Origin of the sequence: Frigoribacterium sp. CFBP 8754, from assembly GCF_014841815.1 — a bacterium.
GTDB classification, from domain to species: Bacteria; Actinomycetota; Actinomycetes; order Actinomycetales; family Microbacteriaceae; genus Frigoribacterium; species Frigoribacterium endophyticum.
The window spans coordinates 1143043-1164189 of the sequence record NZ_JACYUO010000001.1 but is presented as its reverse complement, the minus strand read 5'-3'; the positions used below and the strand labels follow the sequence as shown (position 1 = coordinate 1164189).

Here is a 21147-nt window from a genome sequence, read left to right as displayed (position 1 = left end):
CGTCGGCGGCGCCCGTCACCGTGACAGCGACGGGCGTCGTGGTTATGGTCGTAGTTGTCCGCCCGGCTCAGCCGGGCGTTCGTGTGAACGGGACGACTACTGGTGACGAGGGGCGAGACGACATGGCGTGGGACTACGTGAGCGACAGGTGGGACCAGATCTGGTTCGCCTCCTGGCAGCACCTCTCGCTCGTGGTGCAGTGCCTCCTGCTCGCCGTGGTGATCGCCGTGACGGTGGCCGCCCTCGTGCACCGCGTGCCGTGGCTGCGCGGCCTCGCCAACGGCGTCTCGGCGGTCGGCCTCACGCTGCCCTCGTTCGCGGTCGTCGGCCTGCTCATCGCCCCGGTCGGCTTCGGCGTCCTGCCGACCGTCATCGTCGTGACGTTCTTCGCGACGCTGCCGATCCTCCGGAACGCCGTCGTGGGCCTCACCGAGGTCGACGACGCGATCGTGGAGTCGGCGCGCGGCATCGGCATGGGCCGGTTCCGCACGCTCGTCCAGGTGCAGCTGCCCCTGGCCTGGCCGATCATCCTCACCGGCGTGCGCGTCAGCGCCCAGATGGTGATGGGCATCGCGGCCGTGGCGGCGTACGCCCTCGGCCCCGGCCTCGGCGGCTTCATCTTCTCCGGGCTCTCCCGGCTCGGCGGCGCGAACGCGCTCGCCTCCGTGGTCACCGGGGTGGTGGGCGTCGTCGTCCTCGCCCTCGTGCTCGACCTCCTCCTCGTCGGCCTCGGCCGCCTGACCATCCCGAGAGGCATCCGTGTCCAGAACTGACTCCCCCACCGCCGCGACCGCCGACTCCGGCGTCTCCGGCCGCAGCATCCTCCTCGACACCGTCACGAAGCGCTACCCGGGGCAGTCCGCCCCCGCGGTCGACGGCATCACGCTCGAGATCCCGGCCGGCAAGATCGTCATGCTCGTCGGCCCGTCGGGCTGCGGCAAGACGACGACGCTGAAGATGATCAACCGCCTCATCGAGCCGACCGAGGGCCGCATCATCCTCGGCGACGACGACGTGACGAGCATCGACGGCGACGAGCTGCGCCGGCGCATCGGCTACGTGATCCAGGCCGGCGGGCTCTTCCCGCACATGACGGTCGCGGCCAACATCGCCATCGTGCCGAAGATGCTGGGCTGGAGCAGGGAGCGCGTGGCCGCGCGCGTCGACGAGCTGCTCGAGCTCGTGTCGCTCGACCCCGACACCTACCGCGACCGCTACCCGAAGGAGCTCTCCGGCGGCCAGCAGCAGCGCGTCGGCGTGGCCCGTGCCCTCGCGGCCGACCCGCCCGTGCTGCTCATGGACGAGCCCTTCGGCGCGGTCGACCCGATCACGCGGCAGCGCCTCCAGGACGAGCTGCTGCGGATCCAGGAGGAGCTGCAGAAGACCATCGTCATCGTCACGCACGACTTCGACGAGGCCGTGAAGCTCGGCGACTGGATCGTGATCTTCTCCGAGGGCGCCCACATCGTGCAGTACGACACCCCCGAGCGGATCCTCGCCGAGCCCGCGAACGAGTTCGTCGAGAACTTCATCGGCTCCGGGGCGGGTCTCAAGCAGCTGACCCTCGCCCGCGTGGGCGACGTCGACCTGGCGGAGGCGGTGGTCGCGCGCCCCGGGGAGCCCGGTGTCGAGGTCGTCGCCCGCGTCGAGGCCGCCGGGCACGCGCACGCCGTCGTCGTCGACGAGCGCGACCGGCCCGTGAGCTGGCCCTCCCTGAGGCAGCTGCGGCGGGTCGACGTCGTCCCGGCGACGCCCGACGCCGACCTGCCCGTGGTCGGCAGCGGCGCCACCCTCAACGACGCGCTCGACACGATGCTCGTCTCGAGCGCGGGGGCGGCCCTCGTCACCGGTCGTCGTGACGCGTTCGTCGGCGTCATCACCGTGGAGGTCGTCATGGACGCCATCACCCGGGCCAGGAAGGCCGCGGCGATCGCCGCGACCGACGCGCCCGTCGGCACGAACACCGGGCCGCTCTCCGTCCTCCCCGAGCCGGTCGCCGGGGGCACCGGCAGCGGCAGGGGCTCGGCCGGGTCGGAGACCGACGTGGCCGCCCCGCGGGACGTCGCGTGAGCGCCGCCGTGGAGCCCGCCGTCGCCGCGGCGGCCCGGCCGGAGCGACGTCGCCCCGCCCGCCCGGGGCTGCTGGGCCTCGTCGTCCAGCCGGTCGCCGTGCTGGCCGCCCTCGCGGCCTTCGTCGTGTGGCTCACGACCGCCGACCTCACCACGGCGGAGCGCACGACGCTGAACCCCTCTGACCTCCTCGGCTACACCGGCGAGCACCTGGCGCTGACGTTCGTCTCGGCCGTGATCGTGCTCGTCATCGCCGTCCCCCTCGGCGTCGTGCTGACCCGCGGGCCGTTCCGCCGGGTCTCCGGCCCGATCCTGGCCGTCGCGAACTTCGGCCAGGCCGCGCCCGCCATCGGCCTCGTCGTGCTCCTGGCGTTCTGGCTGGGCTTCTCGTTCTGGGCCGCCGTGGTCGCGCTCGTCCTGTACGCGATGCTCCCCGTGCTCCGCAACACGATGATCGGGCTGCAGAGCGTCGACGGTCGTCTGGTCGAGGCGGGCCGCGGCATGGGCATGTCGTCGCTCGCCGTGCTCTTCCGGGTCGAGCTGCCCCTGGCCGTCCCGGTCATGCTCTCGGGCATCCGCACGGCGCTCGTCCTGCTGGTCGGCTCCGCCGCCCTCGCCACCTTCATCGGCGCCGGCGGCCTCGGCCTGCTGATCACCACCGGCGTCAACCTCTTCCTGCCCCGGGTCCTCGTCTCGGGCGCCCTGCTCATCGCGCTCCTGGCGCTCCTGATCGACTGGCTCGGCCGCGTCGTCGAGCACGTCGCCCGTCCGAAGGGACTCTGATGTCGACCACCGCGCGCTCCTCCCGCCGCCTGCGCCGCGCCTCCCTGGCCGCCCTCGTCGCCGCCTCGTCGACCGCCCTGCTCGCGGGGTGCGGCCTGCAGCCGGCCACCGCGTTCGTCCCAGCTGTCGCGCCGGGGTCGATCGAGGAGATCGAGGGGCTGCCGGACGACGCGTCTCTCACGATCACGACGAAGAACTTCACCGAGCAGCTCATCCTCGGCAAGATCGCCGTCCTCGCCGCGAAGGCGGCGGGGTTCGACGTCACCGACATGACGAACGTGCCCGGCAGCGTGGCCGTGCGCCAGCTGATGCTCGACGGCGACGCCGACATGACCTACGAGTACACCGGCACGGCGTGGCTCACCTACCTCGGCGAGGCGGCGGGGATCCCCGACCAGGAGGAGCAGTACGTCGCCGTGCGCGACGCGGACGTGGCGAACGGCCTCGTGTGGCTCCCGCCGGCTCCGCTGAACAACACGTACGCGATGGCCGTCCGCTCGGAAGCGGTGCCCGAGCTGGGCGACGTCGACTCGCTGAGCGACATCGCGGCCCTGCCCGTCGAGCAGCGGACCTTCTGCGTCGAGGCCGAGTTCAACTCGCGGGCCGACGGCTTCGCGCCGATGCTCGAGCGCTACGGCCTGGAGCTGGGCGCGGCCGACGGCGTGCCGACGAGCAACGTCAGCATCCTCGACACGGGCACCGTCTACGAGGCCACGGACCGTGGTCGCTGCAACTTCGGCGAGGTGTTCACCACCGACGGCCGCATCGACTCGCTCGACCTCACGGTGCTCGACGACGACCAGGGCTTCTTCCCCGCGTACAACGTCGCGCCCGTCTTCTCGGCGGAGGCGCTGGAGGAGACCCCGGAGCTCGCCGACGTGTTCGACGCCATCTCGCCGTCGCTCACGGACGAGGAGCTCCGGACCCTCAACCGCCGCGTGGACGTGGAGGGCGAGGAGCCCGCCGACGTGGCCTTCGACTGGATGGTCGAGAAGGGCTTCGTCACGCGGCCCTGAGGCCGACCGCGGCGCCGGGGAGGGACCGCGCCGTCCCTCCCCAGGGGGCTCCCGTCCGGGCCGGAGGGGCCGGGCTGGGGAGAACGGCAGTGTCGGCCTGCTCCCCCGCGAGGCTGTGCCCATGACCGACACCGCCAGCCCCGCCCTCGACCTCCACCGGCCCCTCCGAACGACGCCCGACCTGCACCGTCTGCTCACGCACTTCTTCCCGGTGGCCATCCGGCGTCAGCTCTGGACCCTCTTCCTCGACGCCGCCGACGTCCCGCTCCCGGTCGTCGTGCCCCTGGAGGGCATCCCGCTCCGGCCCGCCGCCGAGGCCGTGGGCCGGTGGGCGGACGCCGTCCAGGCCGTGGCGCGCGAGTTCGGGGCGTCGCGCGTGGTCTTCGTCGTCGAGCGGACCGGGAGCCGCGCGGTCAGGGCCTCCGACACCGCGTGGCGGGACGCCCTGCTCCGGAGCCTCGACGATCGCCCCTGCGGCGTCCGTGCGGTCGCGACCTGCACCGACGACGGGGTCGACGTGCTGATCGACGTCGGAGCGTCCGACACGGCCCCGGCGGGAGTGCCCGCCCCGGCGTCGGCGAGGGCGGCCCTCGCCGTCGCGCCCGCCGGTCAGGCGTCGCCGAGCCGCCGGGCGGCCTCGGAGCGCGTGGCGGTCCGCTGACCGCGGTCGCGGTCCAGGTGCCGCCACCACGCCGCCTCGGCGAGCTCGGCGGCCGTGTAGACCCCCAGCGACTCGTCGCCGCCCCGGTCGACCGACCACCGGGTCAGGCGCCAGCCACCGCCGAACCTCTCGACGACGGCTTCGGGAGGCGCCTCCGGCGAGGCACGGACGAGCAGTCGGTCGTCGTCGGCGCGGTCGAGCATCCTCTGATGCTACCGACGCGGCCGGTCAGGCGAGCGCGATCGGGAAGAGCGACCGCGGGTCCTGCGCGAGGGCGGGTCGGGGCAGCTCGGACCGGCTGAGCGAGGAGTCGTCGAAGGCGACCCGGCGCAGGAGCACGGGCGCCCGGTCGTCGTCGAGGGCCGAGACGACCTCCCCCACCACGCGACCACGGCGGAACGACCGCTGTGCGCGATCCGGCACGAGCAGCTCGGACCCGTCGGGGAGGGTCGTGAAGCGCTCGACCTGGGCCTGCCACACGGCACCGACCTTGCCGCGAGGCGACGACTCGGCGAGGGTCACGACGCCGGCGTCGACCCAGTCGTCGTGCTGCCGGGCGGTGAGCGGCCTGACGACCCAGGCTCGGCGCTCGGCCGTCAGCGCCGGCTCGTCCGACGGGAGCGGCGCCGCCGGGTCGGCCGGGGGCCACACGTAGTCGAGGTCGTCGGGCACGTCGGGGAACCGCGCGCGGTACCAGTCGGGCTGCTTCTGCACGAGCTTCGAGCGGTGGCTGCGGTGCACCGACTCGTCACCGAGCCACGGGGGCAGCTCGAGCGACGCGAACGGGACGCCGTCGACCTCGGGGGCGAACTCCGCGATCTGAGGCCGAACGGTGTCGGCGTGGCCCTGGGCGAGCCACTCGTCGGTGATCGCGAGGGAGTACGAGGTCAGGGCGGGCAGGTGGCCGCGCCACATGGCGATGGCCGGGTGGCTCTGCCAGCCGTAGCCGGGCAGGGTGACGGCCCGCAGCACCTGCAGCGCCTCGACCCGCTGCTTGCCCAGCCGGGCCTGGTCGAGGCTCCTGGCGGTCTCGACGGGATCGGGCCAGGGGAGGAACGTCTGCACCCGCCCCACGCTAGGCGCGCCCCGGCGAGGGCGGCCGGGTGCGGGTCGGGCGGCCCTACTTGCGGTTGCCGATCCGCCCGCGCAGCACGTCGATGCGCTTCTGGATCTGCTCCGTGCTGGCCTGCGCGACCGCCGGCCCGCCGCTGATCCGGCGGAGGTCGGCGTGGATGAGGCCGTGCGGCTCGGCGGAGTGCCGCGACCAGATCGAGACGAGGCGGCTGAGCTCCTGCCGCTGCTCCTTGATGGTCTGGTACATCGGCCGCGCCTCCTCGACCGGCGCCGTCGTGGGCATGCCGTTCTTGGCCGAGCGCTTGGCCTGCTTCGCCTGGCGCTGCCGCAGCAGTGCTCGCACCTCGTCGGGCTCGAGCAGCCCGGGGATGCCGATGAAGTCGAGCTCCTCCAGGCTGCCGATCTCGCCGCCGGTGCCGAACTCGCCGCCGTCGTAGAGCACGCGGTCGAACGAGGCCTGCGAGTCGAGCGCCTCGAACGGCTGCTGCTCGAGCAGGCTCGAGGCCTTCTCCTCGCGGTTCGCGGCCGCCATCATGTCGTCCTCGGGCGCGAAGATGCCGTCGTCCGCGGTCTCCGGCCGGTCGAGCGCGTGGTCGCGCTCGAGCTCGAGCTGCCCCGCGAGGGCCATCAGGCTGGGCACGCTCGGCAGGAAGATCGACGCGGTCTCGCCCCGTCGCCGGGCCCGGACGAACCGGCCGACGACCTGGGCGAAGAAGAGGGGGGTGGAGGCGCTGGTCGCGTAGACCCCGACCGCGAGCCGCGGGACGTCGACGCCCTCGGACACCATGCGCACCGCGACCATCCAGCGCGCGTCGCCGTCCGAGAACGCCTGGATGCGGTCGGAGGCGGCCTTCTCGTCGGAGAGCACCACGGTGGGCCGCTCACCGGTCAGCTTCTGCAGCACCGCGGCGTACTGCCGGGCGGCGGTGTGGTCGGTCGCGATGACGAGGCCGCCCGCGTCGGGGACGCCTCGGCGGACCTCGGTGAGGCGCTTGTCGGCGGCGGACAGCACGGCGGGGATCCAGTCGCCCTGGGGCGAGAGGGCGGTGCGCCACGCCTGGGCCGTGATGTCCTTCGTGACGGCCTCGCCGAGGGAGGCGCTCATCTCGTCGCCCATCCGGGTGCGCCAGCGCATCTGGCCCGCGTAGGCCATGAAGAGCACGGGCCGCACCACCCCGTCGGCCAGGGCACGGCCGTAGCCGTAGGCGTAGTCGGACTTCGACGTGCGGATGCCGTGCTCGTCGGGGGCGTACGTGACGAACGGGATGGGCGCGGTGTCGGAGCGGAAGGGCGTCCCCGTCAACGACAGCCGGCGGGTCGCCTGGCCGTAGGCCTCGCGGATCCCGTCGCCCCAGCTGAGCGCGTCGCCGCCGTGGTGCACCTCGTCGAGGATGACGAGCGTGCGGCCCGCCGCCGTCATCGCCGCGTGCACCTGCGGGTTCATGCCGACCTGCGCGTAGGTGACGGCGACGCCGTGGTAGTGCCGCCCGAACGTGACGTCGGCGTTCTTGAACATCGGGTCGAGGCGCAGGTTCACCCGGTCGGCCGCGTCGGCCCACTGCCGCTTGAGGTGCTCGGTCGGCGCGACGACGACGACGCGGTCGATCTCGCCGCGCGAGAGCAGCTCGGTGGCGAGCCGCAGGGCGAAGGTCGTCTTGCCGGCGCCGGGGGTGGCCGCCGCGAGGAAGTCCCGGGGCGAGGTCGCGAAGTACTGCTCGAGGGCCTCGGCCTGCCAGGCCCGCAGCTTGCTGGCCGTGCCCCAGGCAGCCCGCTCGGGGAACGCCGGCGAGAGGTGCTCGGCGGCCGAGTTGCCGGCCGTCGCGCCGACCTCGCCCAGGTCGAGCTCGTCGTGCTGGCCGGTGTCGTCACCCCCGGCCGGGTCGGTTGCGCTAGCTGTGCTCACTCGACCCGATCTTACTCGCCGTGGCCGGGGTGGTCGGGCCGCGGGGCCGGTCGACGGGGCCCGCGGCCCGCGGGCCCGGGCGCGTCGCGGCCCTCGCCGGACGAGGCGCCGCGCCGCGGCGCCCGCGCGTCGGCGCCCGTGTCGGGGCCCGAGAGCCCGTCACGTCGACGCGCGCCGAGGAGGGAGGCCGGGGTGAGCATGGTCGAGCCGAACTTGGCCCGCAGGGCGTCCATCGTCGACTCGGCCTCGCGCCAGCCCGCGTCGTCGTCCCACAGGGCGAGCGAGCCGCCCCCTCCCCCGGCGCCGAGCTGCTCGACGCGGACGCCGACCAGCCGGATGCGCTCGTGCTGCTTGCCCGTGGCCTCGTAGACCGAGCGCACCTCGTCGTAGATGCGGCGACCGAGGTCGGTCGGGTCGGCCAGCGTGCGCGACCGGGTGATCGTGGTGAAGTCGGACGTGCGGAGCTTGAGCACGACGGTGCGGCCGCTCAGACCGGCGTCGCGCAGCCGGGATCCGACGCGGTCGCTGAGCCTCAGCAGCTCGCGGCGGATGACCTCGGGGTCGACCACGTCGGTCGAGAACGTCACCTCGTGCCCGACGCTCTTCTCCTCCGTGCCGGTGGTGACCACACGCGGGTCGCGGCCCCACGCGAGGTCCTGCAGCTTGGCGCCGGCCGCGGGCCCGACGGCCCGGACGAGGGTGTCGAGCGACGCGGTGGCGACGTCGCCGACGGTGCGCAGCCCCAGGTTGCCCAGGACCTCCTCGGTCTTGCCGCCGACGCCCCACAGGGCACTGATCGGTCTCGGGTGCAGGAAGGCGACGGTCTGGTCGTGCGGCACCACGAGGATGCCGTCGGGCTTGGCCACGCTGGAGGCGAGCTTCGCGACGAACTTCGTGGAGGCCGCCCCGACGCTGCAGCGCAGGCCCGTCTCGGCGTGCACGCGCCGGCGGAGCTCGGTGCCGATGGCGAACGGAGACCCCATGAGCCGGACGGCGCCGGAGACGTCGAGGAAGGCCTCGTCGATGCCGAGTCGTTCGACCCGCGGCGTGACGTCGTCGAACATCGACATCACCCGACGCGACCAGTACCGGTACTTCTCGAAGTGCGGCTCGAGCACGACGGCCTGGGGGCACCGGCGCAGGGCGATCGCCATCGGCATCGCCGAGTTCACCCCGAACTTGCGGGCCTCGTAGGTGGCGGCCGTGACGACCGAGCGGTCGGACCTCTGGCCGATCACGACCGGCAGGCCCCGGAGCTCGGGCCGGTCGAGCAGCTCGACGGAGGCGAAGAAGGCGTCCATGTCGACGTGCAGGATCGGGGCCGACACGTCGTCGGTGGGGACGGTGGTGACCAGCCGCCCGCTGCCGTCCTGTTTGCTCACCCGAGCATCCTGACACGCACCACCGACAGCGTCGGGCGGCGGGCGCCTCCCCGGCTGTCCGGCCGTCGTCCACGACCGGTCCGCCCGGTCGCCCGCGTGGTCAGTGGTCGGGGCCGAGGAGCCAGTTCGCGACCGTCGCGTGGGCGGAGTCCGTGCTCGACGGGTGGAACCGCCCGGCCAGCACGTCGCGCTGCAGCCGCCCCAGCTCGCTCGACGAACGGAACGACGCCCCGCCCGCGACCGCGACCGCCTGGTCCACGACGGCCCGGGCGGTCTCGGTGACACGGGTCTTGAGGCCGACGACGATCGCCGACCAGGCGGCCCCGTGGTCGACGAGCCCGTCGACGTCGCGGGCCACCGCGTCGACCTGGGGCTCGATGCCCTGGAGCAGCACGGCCGCGTCGGCGACGCGCCAGCGGACCAGCGGGTCGTGGGAGCGCGGAGCGCCGCCGGCCCGGTGCGAGCGCCCGGCGGTCGCGCTCTCGACCGCGAGCTCGACGGCCCGGCGGGCGACGCCGCGGTACACGGCGGCGACGAGGGTCTCGAAGACGGCGAAGATCGCGAAGACCAGCGGGTCGCCGCTCGGCCCGACGGGCAGCACGCGCACCACGCGCTCGGCGGGCACCTCGACGCCCTCGAGGCGGGTGCTGTGGCTCTGCGTCGCCCGCATGCCGATCGTGTCCCAGTCCTCGAGCGACGAGTGGCCGGGCTGGTCGCGGTGGACGAAGCCGTGCACGAGCACGGGGGCCTCGGGGTCCGTGTCGTCGCGCCCGAAGACGCCGAGGCGCGTCCAGACCGGGGAGAGCGAGGTGGACGACTTCACGCCCGTGAAGCGCCAGCCGCCGTCGCCCGTCGGCTCGGCCCGGGTGAGCGAGTCGAAGAGCACGGCGTCGTTGCCCGGCTCGCTGACGCCGAACGCGAAGACCTCGCCCCGGGCCGCGTCGTCGAGCACGAGGTCGAGCGACCGGTCGCCGCGGGCCGCGAGCACCGCGGCGCAGCCCGTCCAGACCAGGTGCATGCCGACGGCCAGCGCGGTGGCCGGGGCGGCGGCGGCGAGGCGGGACTGCGCGGCGGCGACGCGTTCGAGCCCCCAGCCCGCGCCTCCCTGCTCCGGGGGCACGAACGCGCGGAGGTACCCGCGCTCCCGCAGCTCGGCGAGGTCGTCGTGCGGGAAGGTGCCCTCCCGGTCGTGGCCGGCAGCGCGGGCCCGGAAGCGCTCGAGGAGGTCGTCCGGCAGCATCTCCTCGGGGCTCGTCTGCGGGGGGCTCGTCTCCGCGGGGCTCTCCTCCGTGGGGCTGGAGGCGGTCGAGGTCGGCGGGGTGGTCGGGGTCACGGGGTCGAGGCTAGCCACGCGCGGCCCCGGGCGTCAGTCCCTCGGCCCGCCGGAGGGCGGGCGGTAACGTGGAGGCCATGACTCAGCAGCACCCGTGGTCGCGCTACGTGGCGATCGGCGACTCGTTCACGGAGGGCATCGGCGACCCGGAGGAACGCTCTCCGGGCGGCCACCGGGGCTGGGCCGACCGCGTCGCCGAGGTGCTCGGGGCGTCGACGGAGGACTTCGCCTACGCGAACCTGGCGGTGCGCGGGCGCCTGCTGCAGCAGATCATCGACGAGCAGGCCGAGGCCGCCCTCGCGCTCCGGCCCGACCTGATCTCGGTGTCGGCGGGAGGCAACGACATCATCCGCCCCGGCACCGACCCGGATGCCGTCGCCGCCGGCTTCGAGGGCCTCGTCGAGACGCTGGGGTCGCAGGGAGCCACGGTCGTCGTCTTCACCGGCCCCGACATCGGCCTCACGCCCGTGCTCGGCCGCCTGCGGGGCAAGGTCGCCATCTACAACGAGCACGTGCACGCCATCGCCCTCCGGCACGACGCGGTCGTGGCGGACATGTGGGCGCTCCGTCAGCTCGGCGACCCCCGCATGTGGGCGCCGGACCGTCTGCACTTCAGCCCGCTCGGCCACCACACCATCGCCCGCGCCGTGCTGCAGGCCCTCGCCGTGGAGAACGACCTCGAGCCCTGGCGCACCGAGCCGCTGCCGCCTCGGCCGTGGCGGCAGGCTCGGACGGAGGACCGCCGGTGGGCCCGGGAGTACCTCGTGCCGTGGGTCGTCCGGCGCCTCCGCCACCAGTCGTCCGGCGACGGCGTGCAGCCCAAGCGGCCCGAGGCCGCGTCGGTGCTGTACCGCGACGAGCCCTAGCCCGCCGCCAGCACCTCGTCGGGGTGGGTCAGCCGCCACCACGCGTCCGGCTCGGCGAGGGCCCGGTCGAGCACCAGCGGCACGTCGACCTCCTCGTCGCCGATCTGGAACCGCACCCGGCCCACGTCGTCGCCGGCCGCCCCCGTCGTCACCGACTCGGTCTCGATCGAGGCCGTCACCGTCACGTCGCCCCAGACGAGACGGCTCGCGTCCGTCGCGGCGACGGCCTCGGTGCCCGCCCCCCAGGGCAGCTCGTACGACGCCCAGACGTCGCCGGCCGTCGTGGCCGTGACGGTCTGGAACGCGCCGGAGACGCTCGTGAGCAGCCGCTGCACGTCGGCGTCGAGGGAGTCGTGGTCGACGCCGCCGAGCATGACCCCGACGACCGTGACGGGCTCCCCCGCGATCGTGTAGTCGGCGGCGAAGAGCAGGCAGGCGCCGGCCTCGTCGAGGGTGCCCGTCTTGATGCCGACGACGCCGTCGAGCCCGAGCAGCTCGTTCGAGTTCTCGATGACGCCGACGCCCGGCACGGTCGTCGTCGGGGTCGCCACGATCGCGGCGACCTCGGGCTCGGCCAGGGCGATCTCGCCGAGCCGCACGAGGTCGGTCGCCGTGCTCGTGTTCGACGGCGACATGCCGGTCGGCTCGACGAGCGTGGTCGAGGTGAGGCCGTTCTCGGCGAGCCAGGCCTTCGCGGCGGCGACGAAGCCGGCCGTGTCGCCGAACGCCCACCGGGCCAGGGCGTCGGCGTAGTTGTTGGCCGACTCGATCAGCGACACCTGCAGCATCTGCTTCTCGGTCAGCTGCTGGCCGAGGGTCATCGGCGCCACCTTGCCGTCCTGCGACCGGTAGGCCTCGTACAGGGCGACGTCGTCGGCGTCGAGGGTCAGCGACGGACCGTCGCCCCCGTCGAGCGGCCGGGCGTCGAGCACGACGAGGGCGGTGACGACCTTGCTGATGCTCGCGATCGGCAGGGGCGTGGTCGATCCGCTCGTCGTCAGGCTCTCGTCCCACCCGACGGCCTGCACGGCGGTCGCGCCGTAGCTCGGGAACGTCAGCTGGGCCCCCGGCTGGGCCGGCGCCGTCCACTCCGCCGCCGCGGCCGTCGCCGGGGCGAGGGGGGCGAGCAGGACGACGGGCACGTAGACGAGCGCGGCCAGCACGACCACGAGGGCGCCCGCGACCACGGCCCGGACGCCGTGTCGGCGACGTCGGGCCGGTCGGGCGCCGCGGCTCACGCGGCGTCCGCCCCGGCGGCGGAGGCGGGGGCCGGCACGCGCAGGGCCCAGAGCGCCACCGCGCTGGCGGCGGCGACGTTCAGGCTGTCGACCCCGTGCAGCATGGGGATGGTGACCACGCGGTCGGAGGCGCGCAGCGCGGCCGGGCTGAGCCCGTCGCCCTCCGTGCCGAGCACGAGCGCCACCCGCTCCGGGGGCGCCGCGGCGTACTCGTCGAGCGCGACGGCGTCGTCGGAGAGGGCCAGGGCCGCCACCTCGAAGCCGGAGGCGCGGAGCAGGTCCGCGCCCTCGGGCCAGTCGGGCAGGCGCGTCCACGGCACCTGCAGCACCGTCCCCATGCTCACGCGGACGCTCCGGCGGTAGAGCGGGTCGGCGCACCGCGGCGTCACGAGGACGGCGTCGGCCCCGAGCCCCGCCACGGCCCGGAAGATCGCGCCCACGTTCGTGTGGTCGACGATGTCCTCGAGCACCACGACCCGACGAGCGCCCTCGATCACCGACTCGACCGACGGGAGCACGGGCCGGTGCATGGCCGCCAGCGCGCCCCGGTGCAGGTGGTAGCCGGTCAGGGTCTCGAGCAGCGCCGCGTCGCCCACGAAGATCTCGCCGTCGTGGTCGGCGACGAGCGGCTCGATGTCGGCGAGCCAGCGCTCGGTCATCAGCACCGAGCGCGGCACGTGCCCGGCCCGCAGCGCCCGCTCGATCACCTTCGACGACTCGGCGATGTAGAGGCCGCCCTCGGGCTCGGTGACGCGGCGGAGCGCGACGTCGGTGAGCCTCGCGTAGTCGGCGAGGGCGTCGTGGTCGAGGTCGGTGATGCGGGTGATGCGCACGGCGCTCCAGGGGGCGGCGCCCGGTCGGTCGACCGACGAGGACGGGAGGGGCAGAGACGACGTCTAGGCTAACGTCACGCACCCGAAGGAGCACCGCCCGTGTCGAACGCCACGCCCCCGTCACTCGACGCGGCCGCCCTCGACGAGGCGGTCGCCCTCCTCGGCGGGCGCACGGTCGCCGTGCTGACCGGCGCCGGCGTGAGCACCGACTCCGGCATCCCCGACTACCGGGGCGAGGGCGCCCCGGTGCGCAACCCGATGACCTTCCAGCAGTTCCTGTCGGGCGAGCGCTACCGCAAGCGCTACTGGGCCGGCAGCCACCTCGGCTGGCGGTCGTTCCGCGCGGCGACGCCCAACGAGGGCCACCGCGCCCTGGCGCAGCTCGAGGCGGCCGGCGTCACGAACGGCGTCGTGACGCAGAACGTCGACGCCCTGCACGAGCGGGCGGGCTCCCGTCGCGTGGTCGACCTGCACGGCACCGTCGACCGGGTCGTCTGCCTCACCTGCGGCCAGTCGTTCGCCCGTGACGTGGTCGCCGCCCGCCTCTCCGCGGCGAACCCCTGGCTCGACGAGCCGGAGAGCGTCCGCCTGGCGCCCGACGGCGACGTCGAGGTCGCCGACATCGACGCCTTCGTCGTGCCGGAGTGCACCGTGTGCGGGGGCATGCTCAAGCCCGACGTCGTGTTCTTCGGCGAGTTCGTGCCCGTGGAGCGGTTCGCCGAGGCGCGCTCGCTCGTCGTCGGCGCCGACGCGCTGCTCATCGCCGGGTCGTCGCTGGTCGTCAACTCGGGCATCCGCCTGCTCGACCAGGCGACCCGCCGCAAGATGCCGGTCGTCGTGGTGAACCGCGGGGTCACGAAGGGCGACCCCCGGGCCACGGTTAAGATCGACGCGGGCACGTCGGAGACGCTGACGGCCCTGGCGCGCCGCCTCTCCTGACGCGGGCGCCGACCCGGAGGCCACCATGACGCTGCTCTACCTCGTCCGCCACGGCGAGACGGACTGGAACCGCGCCCGGCGCATCCAGGGCGCCACCGACATCCCCCTCAACGACCTCGGCCGCCGTCAGGCCGCCGAGGCGGGCGACCTGCTCGCACGCCGCACCGTCTCCGCCGTCGTCGCCAGCCCGCTGAGCCGCGCCGCCGAGACCGGGGCCATCATCGCCGCGCGTCTCGGGCTGGCCGCCCCCGAGCACGTCGCGGACCTCGCCGAGCGACGCTACGGCGAGGCCGAGGGCCTCACCGGCTCCGAGGTCGAGGAGAGGTTCCCGGCCGGCACCCGCGTGCCCGGGCGGGAGAGCCGTCGCGAGCTGCTCGCCCGCGTGCTCCCCGCCCTCGTCGAGGCCGCGGGTCGGAGCGAGGGAGGCGCGGTGGTCGTCGCGACGCACGGCGCCGTCATCAGGGCGGTCGTCAACCACGTCTCGAGCGACGAGCCCGCGGACCTGGGCGTGCCGATCCGCAACGGGTCGATCCACTCCTTCGAGCTCGTCGAGGGCGGCCTCCAGCTGCGGACCTTCGACGACCCGGTCGAGGAGGAGTCCGAGCGCGCGGGGCGCTACGCCTTCGAGTACCAGAACGCCCTCGAGGGGCCGGCCGACGAGGCCTGAGCGACGAGGCCCGACCGACGCCCGTGGCGTCGCCCTCAGAACGGAAGATGGGTGCTGCCCGGCTCGACGATCAGCAGCCCCGTGACGCGGCCCTGCCCGTCGAACGCCGCCCGCCCCGTCCACTCCCCCGCCTCGTGCACGAGGGTCGTCTGCACGACCGTGCCGGTCGAGCGCGACGCCAGGAGGCGGACGAGGGCGTTCCGGCCGTCGCGCGTCGTGGCCGTCGTGTCGCGCAGGGCGCGCAGGGGGCCGGTCGTGGCCACGACCTGCTTCCACACGCCGTCGAGCCGCTCGGGGGTCAGGGCGCGGGCGGTGCCGGGCGTCATGCGCGACCGCACCGCGGCCACGTCGTCGTCGGCGAGGAGGCGGAAGAGCTCCTCGGTGCGGGCTCCGAGGTCGGTCGGCGTCGCGGTCATGCAGCGATGCTACGAGCCCGCACAGCGAGGCGACATCCGTCGTGCGACGGAGGTCAGCGGGTCGACGACCCGGCCACGCGCTCGAGCAGGTCGAGGAGCACGTCGGCCGACCGGCGCCAGCTGAACCGGTCGGCCTGGCGGCGCGACGCCGCCGACCGCGCCTCCCACTCGCCCTCCAGGCGCCGCACGGCCGCCGCCGCCGAGGCGGGCGACCCCACGTCGAAGAAGAGCGCCGCGTCGCCGCCGATCTCGCGGAATATCGGGATGTCGCTCACCACCGCGGGCGTGCCGAGGGCCATGCCCTCGACGAGGGGGATGCCGAAGCCCTCGGCGCGGGACGCCGTGACGACCGCCGTGGCCGAGAGCAGCACCTCCCGGTACTCCTCGTCGCTGGCCCCGTCGTGGAAGACGAGCGAGCCGGCCGGGGCGAGCGCGACGAGCGCGGCTCGCTCGCGGTCGGAGACCCGGCTCATCAGGTGGAGGCGTGCGCCGTCGAGCAGCGGCAGGGCGCGCACCAGCGTCGCGACGTCCTTGTAGGGCATGAACGACCCCATGTAGACGAGCTCGCGGCCGGCGGGGCGGCTCCGCTCCGGGGCGACGTCGACCGGGTCGGCGGCGTTCGTCACGACCGTGACGGGGCGGCGCGTCAGCCGGTGGCGGGCGATCTCGGCCTTCGTCGTCTCGCTCACGGTCACGACCGCGTCGGCCCGGTCGAGCAGCAGCCGCTGCGGCCACCAGGCCAGGTGGTACAGCCGCCAGAGCAGGCGGATCGGCGGCGCGAACTCCGGCGGCGGCGTCCGGTTCGTGTAGTAGATGAGGTCGTGCAGCGTCAGCACGAGTCGGTAGCGACGGCCCCACGAGCCCATCGTCTGCATCGGCGACCAGACCACGTCGGGCCGCAGCCGGTTGACCTGCCGGGCCACGGCGGGCTCCCGCACGCTGGTCGGGTCGCTGACCAGGAGGTGCGGCTGGTCGGGCAGCGACTCGAGCTGCCGCGGGTCGCTGACGAGCATGGTCAGCGGGTGCCGCTCCGCCAGGGCGCCGACGACGCCCGCGGTGAAGCGGCTGATGCCGTCGTGGCGCCCCACGCGCACGTACCGGCAGTCGACGACGAGCCTCACGCGAGGAACTCCTCGATGGCGGCGGCCGCCTCGCGGGGCTTCTCGTAGTGGATCAGGTGCCCCACGCCCTCGACCACGACAAGCCGCGCGTCGGGGAAGAGGCCCTGCAGCACGTGCTGCGCCGGCAGCGCCGTGATGTCGTCGCGGTCGGCGGCGACGAGCAGGGTCGGCACGCCGACGTCGGCGGCGTACGTGCTCACGTCGCTCGAGACGGAGGCGCGGAAGGCGTCGAGCACGACGCGGCGGTCGGCGAAGCGCGAGAAGTACGAGTCGTGCTGGTCGTGGATCCAGCGGCGCAGCTCCCGGTCGTGGGTCTTGACCATCGCCAGGCTCGTGATGCGGACGACCCCGGCGTTCCGCAGCACCGACTGGCCCGCCGCCTCGGGCAGTGCCGCGCCGGCCTTGTAGTACGCGACGGCCAGCTGCGTCAGGACCCCACGGGGCCCGGAGAGGGCGGGCGCGGCGATCGGGTTGACCAGGACGAGGCGGGAGGCGCGGAGCCCGCCGGCCACCGCGGCCGACGCCACGATCGAGCCGAACGAGTGCCCCAGCACGACGACGTCCGGCCCCAGCCCCAGCGCCGCCACGAGCTCGCGGAGCCACGCCGCGTAGGCGGCCACGCTGTGCTCGCCGTCGAGCGGCGTCGACTCGCCGAAGCCGGGCAGGTCGGGCATGACGACCCGCACGCCGGTGAGGTGCGCCACGACCGGCTCGAGGCCGTGGTGGTCTCCGCGGAAGCCGTGGACGGCGACGACGGTGACCCGCGCCTCCTCGCCCCCCGGGGGGTCGTACGTCCAGACGTGCGTCTCGCTGCCGGCCACGCGGACGACGTCCTCACGGACGGGGACGGAGGCGAGCAGGGCCCGGTAGGGCGAGACGACGCGGGGCTCTCGGACGATCACCCGCCGAGTCTACGGAGGCGCGGGTGCCGACGCGCGGGAGAGGGTGCGCGCCGGGGCCCCGTGCGTCCTAGAGTTGGCCGGGTGAGCTTCACTGCCCCGATCCAGCAGCCCGGACTGACCCTCGACCCCCAGTGGCACCGCCGTGCGGTGTTCTACGAGGTGATGGTGCGGTCGTTCGTCGACAGCAACGGCGACGGCGCCGGCGACCTCCAGGGGCTGCTCTCGCGCCTCGACTACCTGCAGTGGCTGGGGGTGGACGCGCTCTGGCTGCCGCCGTTCTTCCAGTCGCCGCTGCGTGACGGCGGCTACGACATCCAGGACTACAAGGCGATCCTCCCCGAGTTCGGCACGCTCGACGAGTTCCGCGACCTGGTGACGAAGGCCCACGAGCGCAACATGCGCATCGTCATCGACATGGTGCTCAACCACACCTCGGACGCCCACGAGTGGTTCCAGCAGTCGCGCGAGGACCCGGACGGCCCGTACGGCGACTTCTACGTCTGGCGCGACACCGACGAGGAGTACAAGAACATCCGCGTCATCTTCGTCGACACCGAGGAGTCCAACTGGACGTTCGACCCGGTGCGGCGCCAGTTCTTCTTCCACCGCTTCTTCTCGCACCAGCCCGACCTGAACTTCGAGAACCCCGCCGTGCAGGAGGCCGTCTTCGACGTCGTCCGCCACTGGCTCTCGCTGGGCGTCGACGGCCTGCGCCTCGACGCCATCCCCTACCTCTTCGAGACGGAGGAGGGCAACGGCGAGGGCGAGCCGGCCACCCACGACTTCATCAAGCGGCTGCGCCGGATGGTCGACGACGAGTTCCCGGGGCGCGTGCTCATCGCCGAGGCCAACCAGTGGCCCGCCGAGACCGCCGCGTTCTTCGGCACGGAGGAGGAGCCCGAGTGCCACATGGCCTTCGACTTCCCCGTCATGCCGCGCATCTTCTACTCGCTGCGCGCGCAGCACGCCCAGGAGCTCACCCGCATCCTCTCCGAGACGACCGAGGTGCCGCCGGGCGCCGCCTGGGCCGTCTTCCTCCGCAACCACGACGAGCTCACCCTCGAGATGGTCAGCGAGGAGTACCGCCAGGCCATGTACGGCTGGTACGCCTACGACCCCCGGATGCGCTCCAACATCGGCATCCGCCGTCGCCTCGCGCCCCTGCTCGACAACAGCCGTGCGGAGCTCGAGCTCGTGCACGCCCTGCTCTTCGCCCTGCCCGGCAGCCCGTTCCTCTACTACGGCGACGAGATCGGCATGGGCGACAACATCTGGCTGCCGGACCGCGACTCGTCGCGCACCCCGATGCAGTGGACGCCCGACCGCAACGCCGGCTTCTCCACGGCCGACCCGGGCAAGCTGTTCCTGCCCGTCGTCCAGTCGCTCGTCTACAACTACAACCTCGTGAACGTCGAGTCGCAGCTGGCGCAGTCGCGCTCGCTGCTGCACTGGGTGCGTAACGTCATCCACGTGCGGAAGGCCCACCCGACCTTCGGCCTCGGCACCATGCAGGTCGTCGAGTCCGACCACGAGTCGGTGCTCTCCTTCGTGCGCAGCTACGAGGGCAGCGGCTCGCAGGTCGGCGACCTGCCGGAGGACGTGCTCTGCGTGTTCTCGTTCGCGCACAACCCCGTCTCCGTCACGGTCACGGCACCCGAGTTCGCGGGGCGCACGCTGACCGACCTGTTCGGCGGAGCGCAGTTCCCGTCGTTCGACGAGGAGGGCCGCGTGACGCTGACGCTCGGCACCCAGGCGTTCTTCTGGCTGCACATCGGCGACGTGCCCGTCGTGACGCGCCCGGCTGTCGGTGGCGCCTCGTAGGCTCGGGGCGTGAGCAGCACCGAACAGGCCTCGTCCGTCTCCGCGGGCGCGCCGTCCGCCCCTGAGCCGACCGCGACCGCGACGGCCGGGCTCGTCGAGCCGGGGCCCGTCCCGTCGTCGTGGTGGAAGGCGCTCGGCGTCTTCGACCTCGAGACGACCGGCATCGACGTCGAGACGGCGCGCATCGTCACGGCGCACGTGGGGCTCATCGACGCCACGGGGGCGAGCATCGCCCACGGCGAGTGGCTCGCCGACCCCGGCATCGAGATCCCGGAGCAGGCGAGCGCGGTGCACGGCATCTCGACCGAGCGTGCCCGGCTCGAGGGGCGGCCGGCGGTCGAGGTCGTGGCCGAGATCATCGCCGCTCTCCGGGCGGTGTTCGCGCGCGGCGTGCCCCTGGTCGTCTACAACGCCCCGTACGACCTCACCCTGCTCGACCGAGAGGCCCGGCGCCACGGCCTCGAGCCGCTCGGCGACGTCGGCGAGATCGGCTGCGTCGTCGACCCCCTCGTCATCGACAAGGCCGTCGACACCTACCGCAAGGGCAAGCGCACGCTCGAGGCCGCCGCGGGCGTCTACGGCGTCGTGCTCGACGACGCCCACGACGCGGGGGCGGACGCCGTCGCGGCGGGCCGGGTGGCGCAGGCCATGGCCCAGAAGTTCCCCGACCGTCTCGACGTCCCGTCGACCGAGCTCCACGACCTCCAGGTCGGCTGGTGCGGCACCCAGGCCGCGAGCTTCCAGGAGTACATGCGCCGCACGAAGGACCCGTCCTTCACCGCGTCGGGCGAGTGGCCGCACCGGTCGCTGCCCGGCGTCTGAGCCGGCCTCCCACGGGCAGCCGACCCGCGACTCCCCCGGGCAGTCGACCCGCGACTCCCCCGGGGCTGCCGACGGCCCGCCCCGTCGGTGGACGCAGAAGAGGCGGCCCACCGGAGTGGACCGCCTCTGTCGGCTGAGAGCTGCTGCTTACTTGCCGAAGTTCTTGTAGCGCGAGTTGAACTTCTCGACGCGACCGGCCGAGTCGAGGATGCGCTGCTTGCCCGTGTAGAACGGGTGCGACTCGGACGAGATCTCGACGTCGATGACCGGGTAGGTCTCACCGTCGAGCTCGATGGTCTTGTCGCTCGTCGTCGTGGAGCGCGTGAGGAACGTGGCGCCCGATGCGAGGTCGCGGAAGACGATCTGCTTGTACTCGGGGTGGATGTCGGTCTTCATGAGAGTCCTAGGTCTAGCGGATGAGTGGTGGTGTGAGTCGGGGGGACCCGGCGCGACGAACGCCCCGGACCAGCTGTCAACGATACCAGACGGGCGGCCCGGATCGCAGGAGGCAGGGGTCAGCCCGCAGCGCGTGCCGCGTACCGGCCGTCCGCCGACGTGACCGTCAGGTCGAGGCCGAAGACGGCACCGAGGGTCTCGGCTGTGACGACCTCGTCGAGGGGCCCGGCGGCGACGACGTGGCCGCGGTCGAGGAGGAGCGCGTGCGTGAAGCCGCGCGGGATCTCCTCGACGTGGTGGGTGACCATGACGATGGCGGGCGAGTCGTCGGAGGACGCGTAGCCCGAGAGCATGCCGAGGAGCTCCTCGCGGGCGCCGAGGTCGAGGCTGGCCGCGGGCTCGTCGAGCAGGAGCAGCTCGGGATCGGTCATCACCGAGCGGGCGATCTGGACCCGCTTCTGCTCGCCGTCGCTGAGCTCGCCGAACGTGCGGTCGGCGAGGTGGTCGAGGTTCCACTCCTCCAGCACGCGGTGCGCGCGCCGGACGTCGACGGTCTCGTACTCCTCGTTCCAGCGCCCGGTGACCGAGTAGGCCGCGGTCAGCACGACGTCGACGACCTTCTCCTTCGCCGGGATGCGGCGCGCGACCGTCGTCGAGGCGAAGCCGATGCGGGGGCGGAGGTCGAAGAGGTCGACCGACCCGAGGTCGGAGCCGAGCACCTCGGCGGTGCCCGACGAGGGGTGGCTCTGCGCGGCGGCGACCTGGAGGAGGCTCGTCTTGCCGGCGCCGTTCGGCCCCAGGACGACCCAGCGCTCGTCGGACTGCACCGACCAGCTCACGCCGTCGACGACGGGAGAGCCTCCACGGACCACGGACACATCGGTGAGCTGCAACACGGTCGACAT

At 73.8% G+C, this 21147-nt stretch carries 22 protein-coding genes; 10 read left to right on the top strand and 12 right to left on the bottom strand.

Annotated elements, in window-relative coordinates:
* Positions 1-122: 122 nt before the first annotated feature.
* The 5 genes from IFT72_RS05335 to IFT72_RS05315 all read left to right on the top strand — a co-directional run bounded on the left by IFT72_RS05335 (position 123) and on the right by IFT72_RS05315 (position 4529).
* On the top strand, positions 123-773 hold the full coding sequence (locus IFT72_RS05335) for an ABC transporter permease (protein WP_056054917.1): 651 nt from the start codon (positions 123-125) through the stop codon (positions 771-773).
* On the top strand, positions 760-2070 hold the full coding sequence (locus IFT72_RS05330; RefSeq protein WP_192045719.1) for an ATP-binding cassette domain-containing protein: 1311 nt from the start codon (positions 760-762) through the stop codon (positions 2068-2070). Before IFT72_RS05335 ends, IFT72_RS05330 begins: the two co-directional genes overlap by 14 nt.
* A 68-nt stretch (positions 2071-2138) precedes the next feature.
* Entirely contained in the window at positions 2139-2852 is a 714-nt protein-coding gene (locus IFT72_RS05325; protein WP_197981270.1) for an ABC transporter permease, read from the top strand.
* The gene (locus IFT72_RS05320; RefSeq protein WP_192045718.1) at positions 2852-3868 is read left to right on the top strand and encodes a glycine betaine ABC transporter substrate-binding protein; all 1017 of its coding nucleotides are present in this window, start codon (positions 2852-2854) and stop codon (positions 3866-3868) included. The genes IFT72_RS05325 and IFT72_RS05320 overlap by 1 nt, the downstream gene beginning before the upstream one ends.
* A 121-nt stretch (positions 3869-3989) precedes the next feature.
* The gene (locus tag IFT72_RS05315; RefSeq protein ID WP_192045717.1) at positions 3990-4529 is read left to right on the top strand and encodes a hypothetical protein; all 540 of its coding nucleotides are present in this window, start codon (positions 3990-3992) and stop codon (positions 4527-4529) included.
* Here the strand turns inward: IFT72_RS05315 and IFT72_RS05310 are convergent.
* The 5 genes from IFT72_RS05310 to IFT72_RS05290 form a co-directional block, all read right to left on the bottom strand.
* On the bottom strand, positions 4478-4732 hold the full coding sequence (locus tag IFT72_RS05310; RefSeq protein ID WP_056054910.1) for a hypothetical protein: 255 nt from the start codon (positions 4730-4732) through the stop codon (positions 4478-4480). The two genes, IFT72_RS05315 and IFT72_RS05310, sit on opposite strands and share 52 nt — an antisense overlap.
* Before the next feature lie 25 nt (positions 4733-4757).
* Entirely contained in the window at positions 4758-5594 is an 837-nt protein-coding gene (locus IFT72_RS05305; RefSeq protein WP_371741173.1) for an MSMEG_6728 family protein, read from the bottom strand.
* A gap of 55 nt (positions 5595-5649) precedes the next feature.
* A complete protein-coding gene (locus tag IFT72_RS05300; RefSeq protein WP_056055923.1) occupies positions 5650-7440 on the bottom strand; it encodes a DEAD/DEAH box helicase in 1791 nt (596 codons plus the stop codon).
* Positions 7441-7517: 77 nt separating this feature from the next.
* On the bottom strand, positions 7518-8888 hold the full coding sequence (dinB, locus tag IFT72_RS05295; RefSeq protein WP_192045715.1) for a DNA polymerase IV: 1371 nt from the start codon (positions 8886-8888) through the stop codon (positions 7518-7520).
* A gap of 100 nt (positions 8889-8988) precedes the next feature.
* Positions 8989-10128 (bottom strand): acyl-CoA dehydrogenase family protein, encoded by a 1140-nt coding sequence (locus IFT72_RS05290; protein ID WP_192045909.1) that lies wholly within the window; start codon positions 10126-10128, stop codon positions 8989-8991.
* A 170-nt stretch (positions 10129-10298) separates the two neighbouring features.
* Here IFT72_RS05290 and IFT72_RS05285 point away from each other — a divergent pair, with 170 nt between their 5' ends.
* Positions 10299-11087 carry an SGNH/GDSL hydrolase family protein gene (locus tag IFT72_RS05285; RefSeq protein ID WP_056054904.1) on the top strand — a complete coding sequence of 263 codons (789 nt, stop codon included), beginning with the start codon at positions 10299-10301 and terminating at the stop codon, positions 11085-11087.
* Here the strand turns inward: IFT72_RS05285 and IFT72_RS05280 are convergent.
* Both IFT72_RS05280 and IFT72_RS05275 read right to left on the bottom strand, forming a co-directional pair.
* Positions 11084-12325, bottom strand: a complete 1242-nt coding sequence (locus IFT72_RS05280; protein WP_192045714.1) for a D-alanyl-D-alanine carboxypeptidase — start codon at positions 12323-12325, stop codon at positions 11084-11086. The two genes, IFT72_RS05285 and IFT72_RS05280, sit on opposite strands and share 4 nt — an antisense overlap.
* The gene (locus IFT72_RS05275; protein WP_056054898.1) at positions 12322-13158 is read right to left on the bottom strand and encodes an RNA methyltransferase; all 837 of its coding nucleotides are present in this window, start codon (positions 13156-13158) and stop codon (positions 12322-12324) included. Before IFT72_RS05275 ends, IFT72_RS05280 begins: the two co-directional genes overlap by 4 nt.
* Before the next feature lie 99 nt (positions 13159-13257).
* Between IFT72_RS05275 and IFT72_RS05270 the strand changes: the two genes are divergently transcribed.
* Together IFT72_RS05270 and IFT72_RS05265 are read left to right on the top strand one after the other, a co-directional pair.
* Complete coding sequence (locus IFT72_RS05270; protein ID WP_192045713.1) at positions 13258-14097, top strand: Sir2 family NAD-dependent protein deacetylase; 840 nt, start codon at positions 13258-13260, stop codon at positions 14095-14097.
* 25 nt (positions 14098-14122) lie between these two features.
* Positions 14123-14764, top strand: coding sequence for a histidine phosphatase family protein (locus IFT72_RS05265; protein WP_185232702.1), 642 nt, complete (start codon positions 14123-14125; stop codon positions 14762-14764).
* A gap of 35 nt (positions 14765-14799) precedes the next feature.
* Here the strand turns inward: IFT72_RS05265 and IFT72_RS05260 are convergent, their stop codons facing one another.
* From IFT72_RS05260 to IFT72_RS05250, 3 genes are read right to left on the bottom strand one after another with little or no spacing between them, the layout of a single operon-like run.
* Positions 14800-15180 carry a hypothetical protein gene (locus IFT72_RS05260; RefSeq protein WP_192045712.1) on the bottom strand — a complete coding sequence of 127 codons (381 nt, stop codon included), beginning with the start codon at positions 15178-15180 and terminating at the stop codon, positions 14800-14802.
* A 53-nt stretch (positions 15181-15233) separates the two neighbouring features.
* Positions 15234-16301 carry a glycosyltransferase gene (locus IFT72_RS05255; RefSeq protein WP_192045711.1) on the bottom strand — a complete coding sequence of 356 codons (1068 nt, stop codon included), beginning with the start codon at positions 16299-16301 and terminating at the stop codon, positions 15234-15236.
* On the bottom strand, positions 16298-17203 hold the full coding sequence (locus IFT72_RS05250) for an alpha/beta fold hydrolase (protein ID WP_371741172.1): 906 nt from the start codon (positions 17201-17203) through the stop codon (positions 16298-16300). The genes IFT72_RS05255 and IFT72_RS05250 overlap by 4 nt, the downstream gene beginning before the upstream one ends.
* A gap of 81 nt (positions 17204-17284) precedes the next feature.
* Between IFT72_RS05250 and treS the strand changes: the two genes are divergently transcribed.
* A complete protein-coding gene (treS, locus tag IFT72_RS05245) occupies positions 17285-19024 on the top strand; it encodes a maltose alpha-D-glucosyltransferase (RefSeq protein WP_056054884.1) in 1740 nt (579 codons plus the stop codon).
* Between the two features lie 9 nt (positions 19025-19033).
* Positions 19034-19846: a 3'-5' exonuclease gene (locus IFT72_RS05240; protein WP_185232697.1), complete on the top strand. Its 813-nt coding sequence runs from the start codon at positions 19034-19036 to the stop codon at positions 19844-19846.
* Between the two features lie 147 nt (positions 19847-19993).
* Here IFT72_RS05240 and IFT72_RS05235 read toward each other — a convergent pair whose 3' ends face one another.
* Together IFT72_RS05235 and IFT72_RS05230 are read right to left on the bottom strand one after the other, a co-directional pair.
* Entirely contained in the window at positions 19994-20242 is a 249-nt protein-coding gene (locus IFT72_RS05235; protein WP_043594989.1) for a type B 50S ribosomal protein L31, read from the bottom strand.
* 119 nt (positions 20243-20361) lie between these two features.
* On the bottom strand, positions 20362-21147 hold the full coding sequence (locus IFT72_RS05230; protein ID WP_192045710.1) for an ABC transporter ATP-binding protein: 786 nt from the start codon (positions 21145-21147) through the stop codon (positions 20362-20364).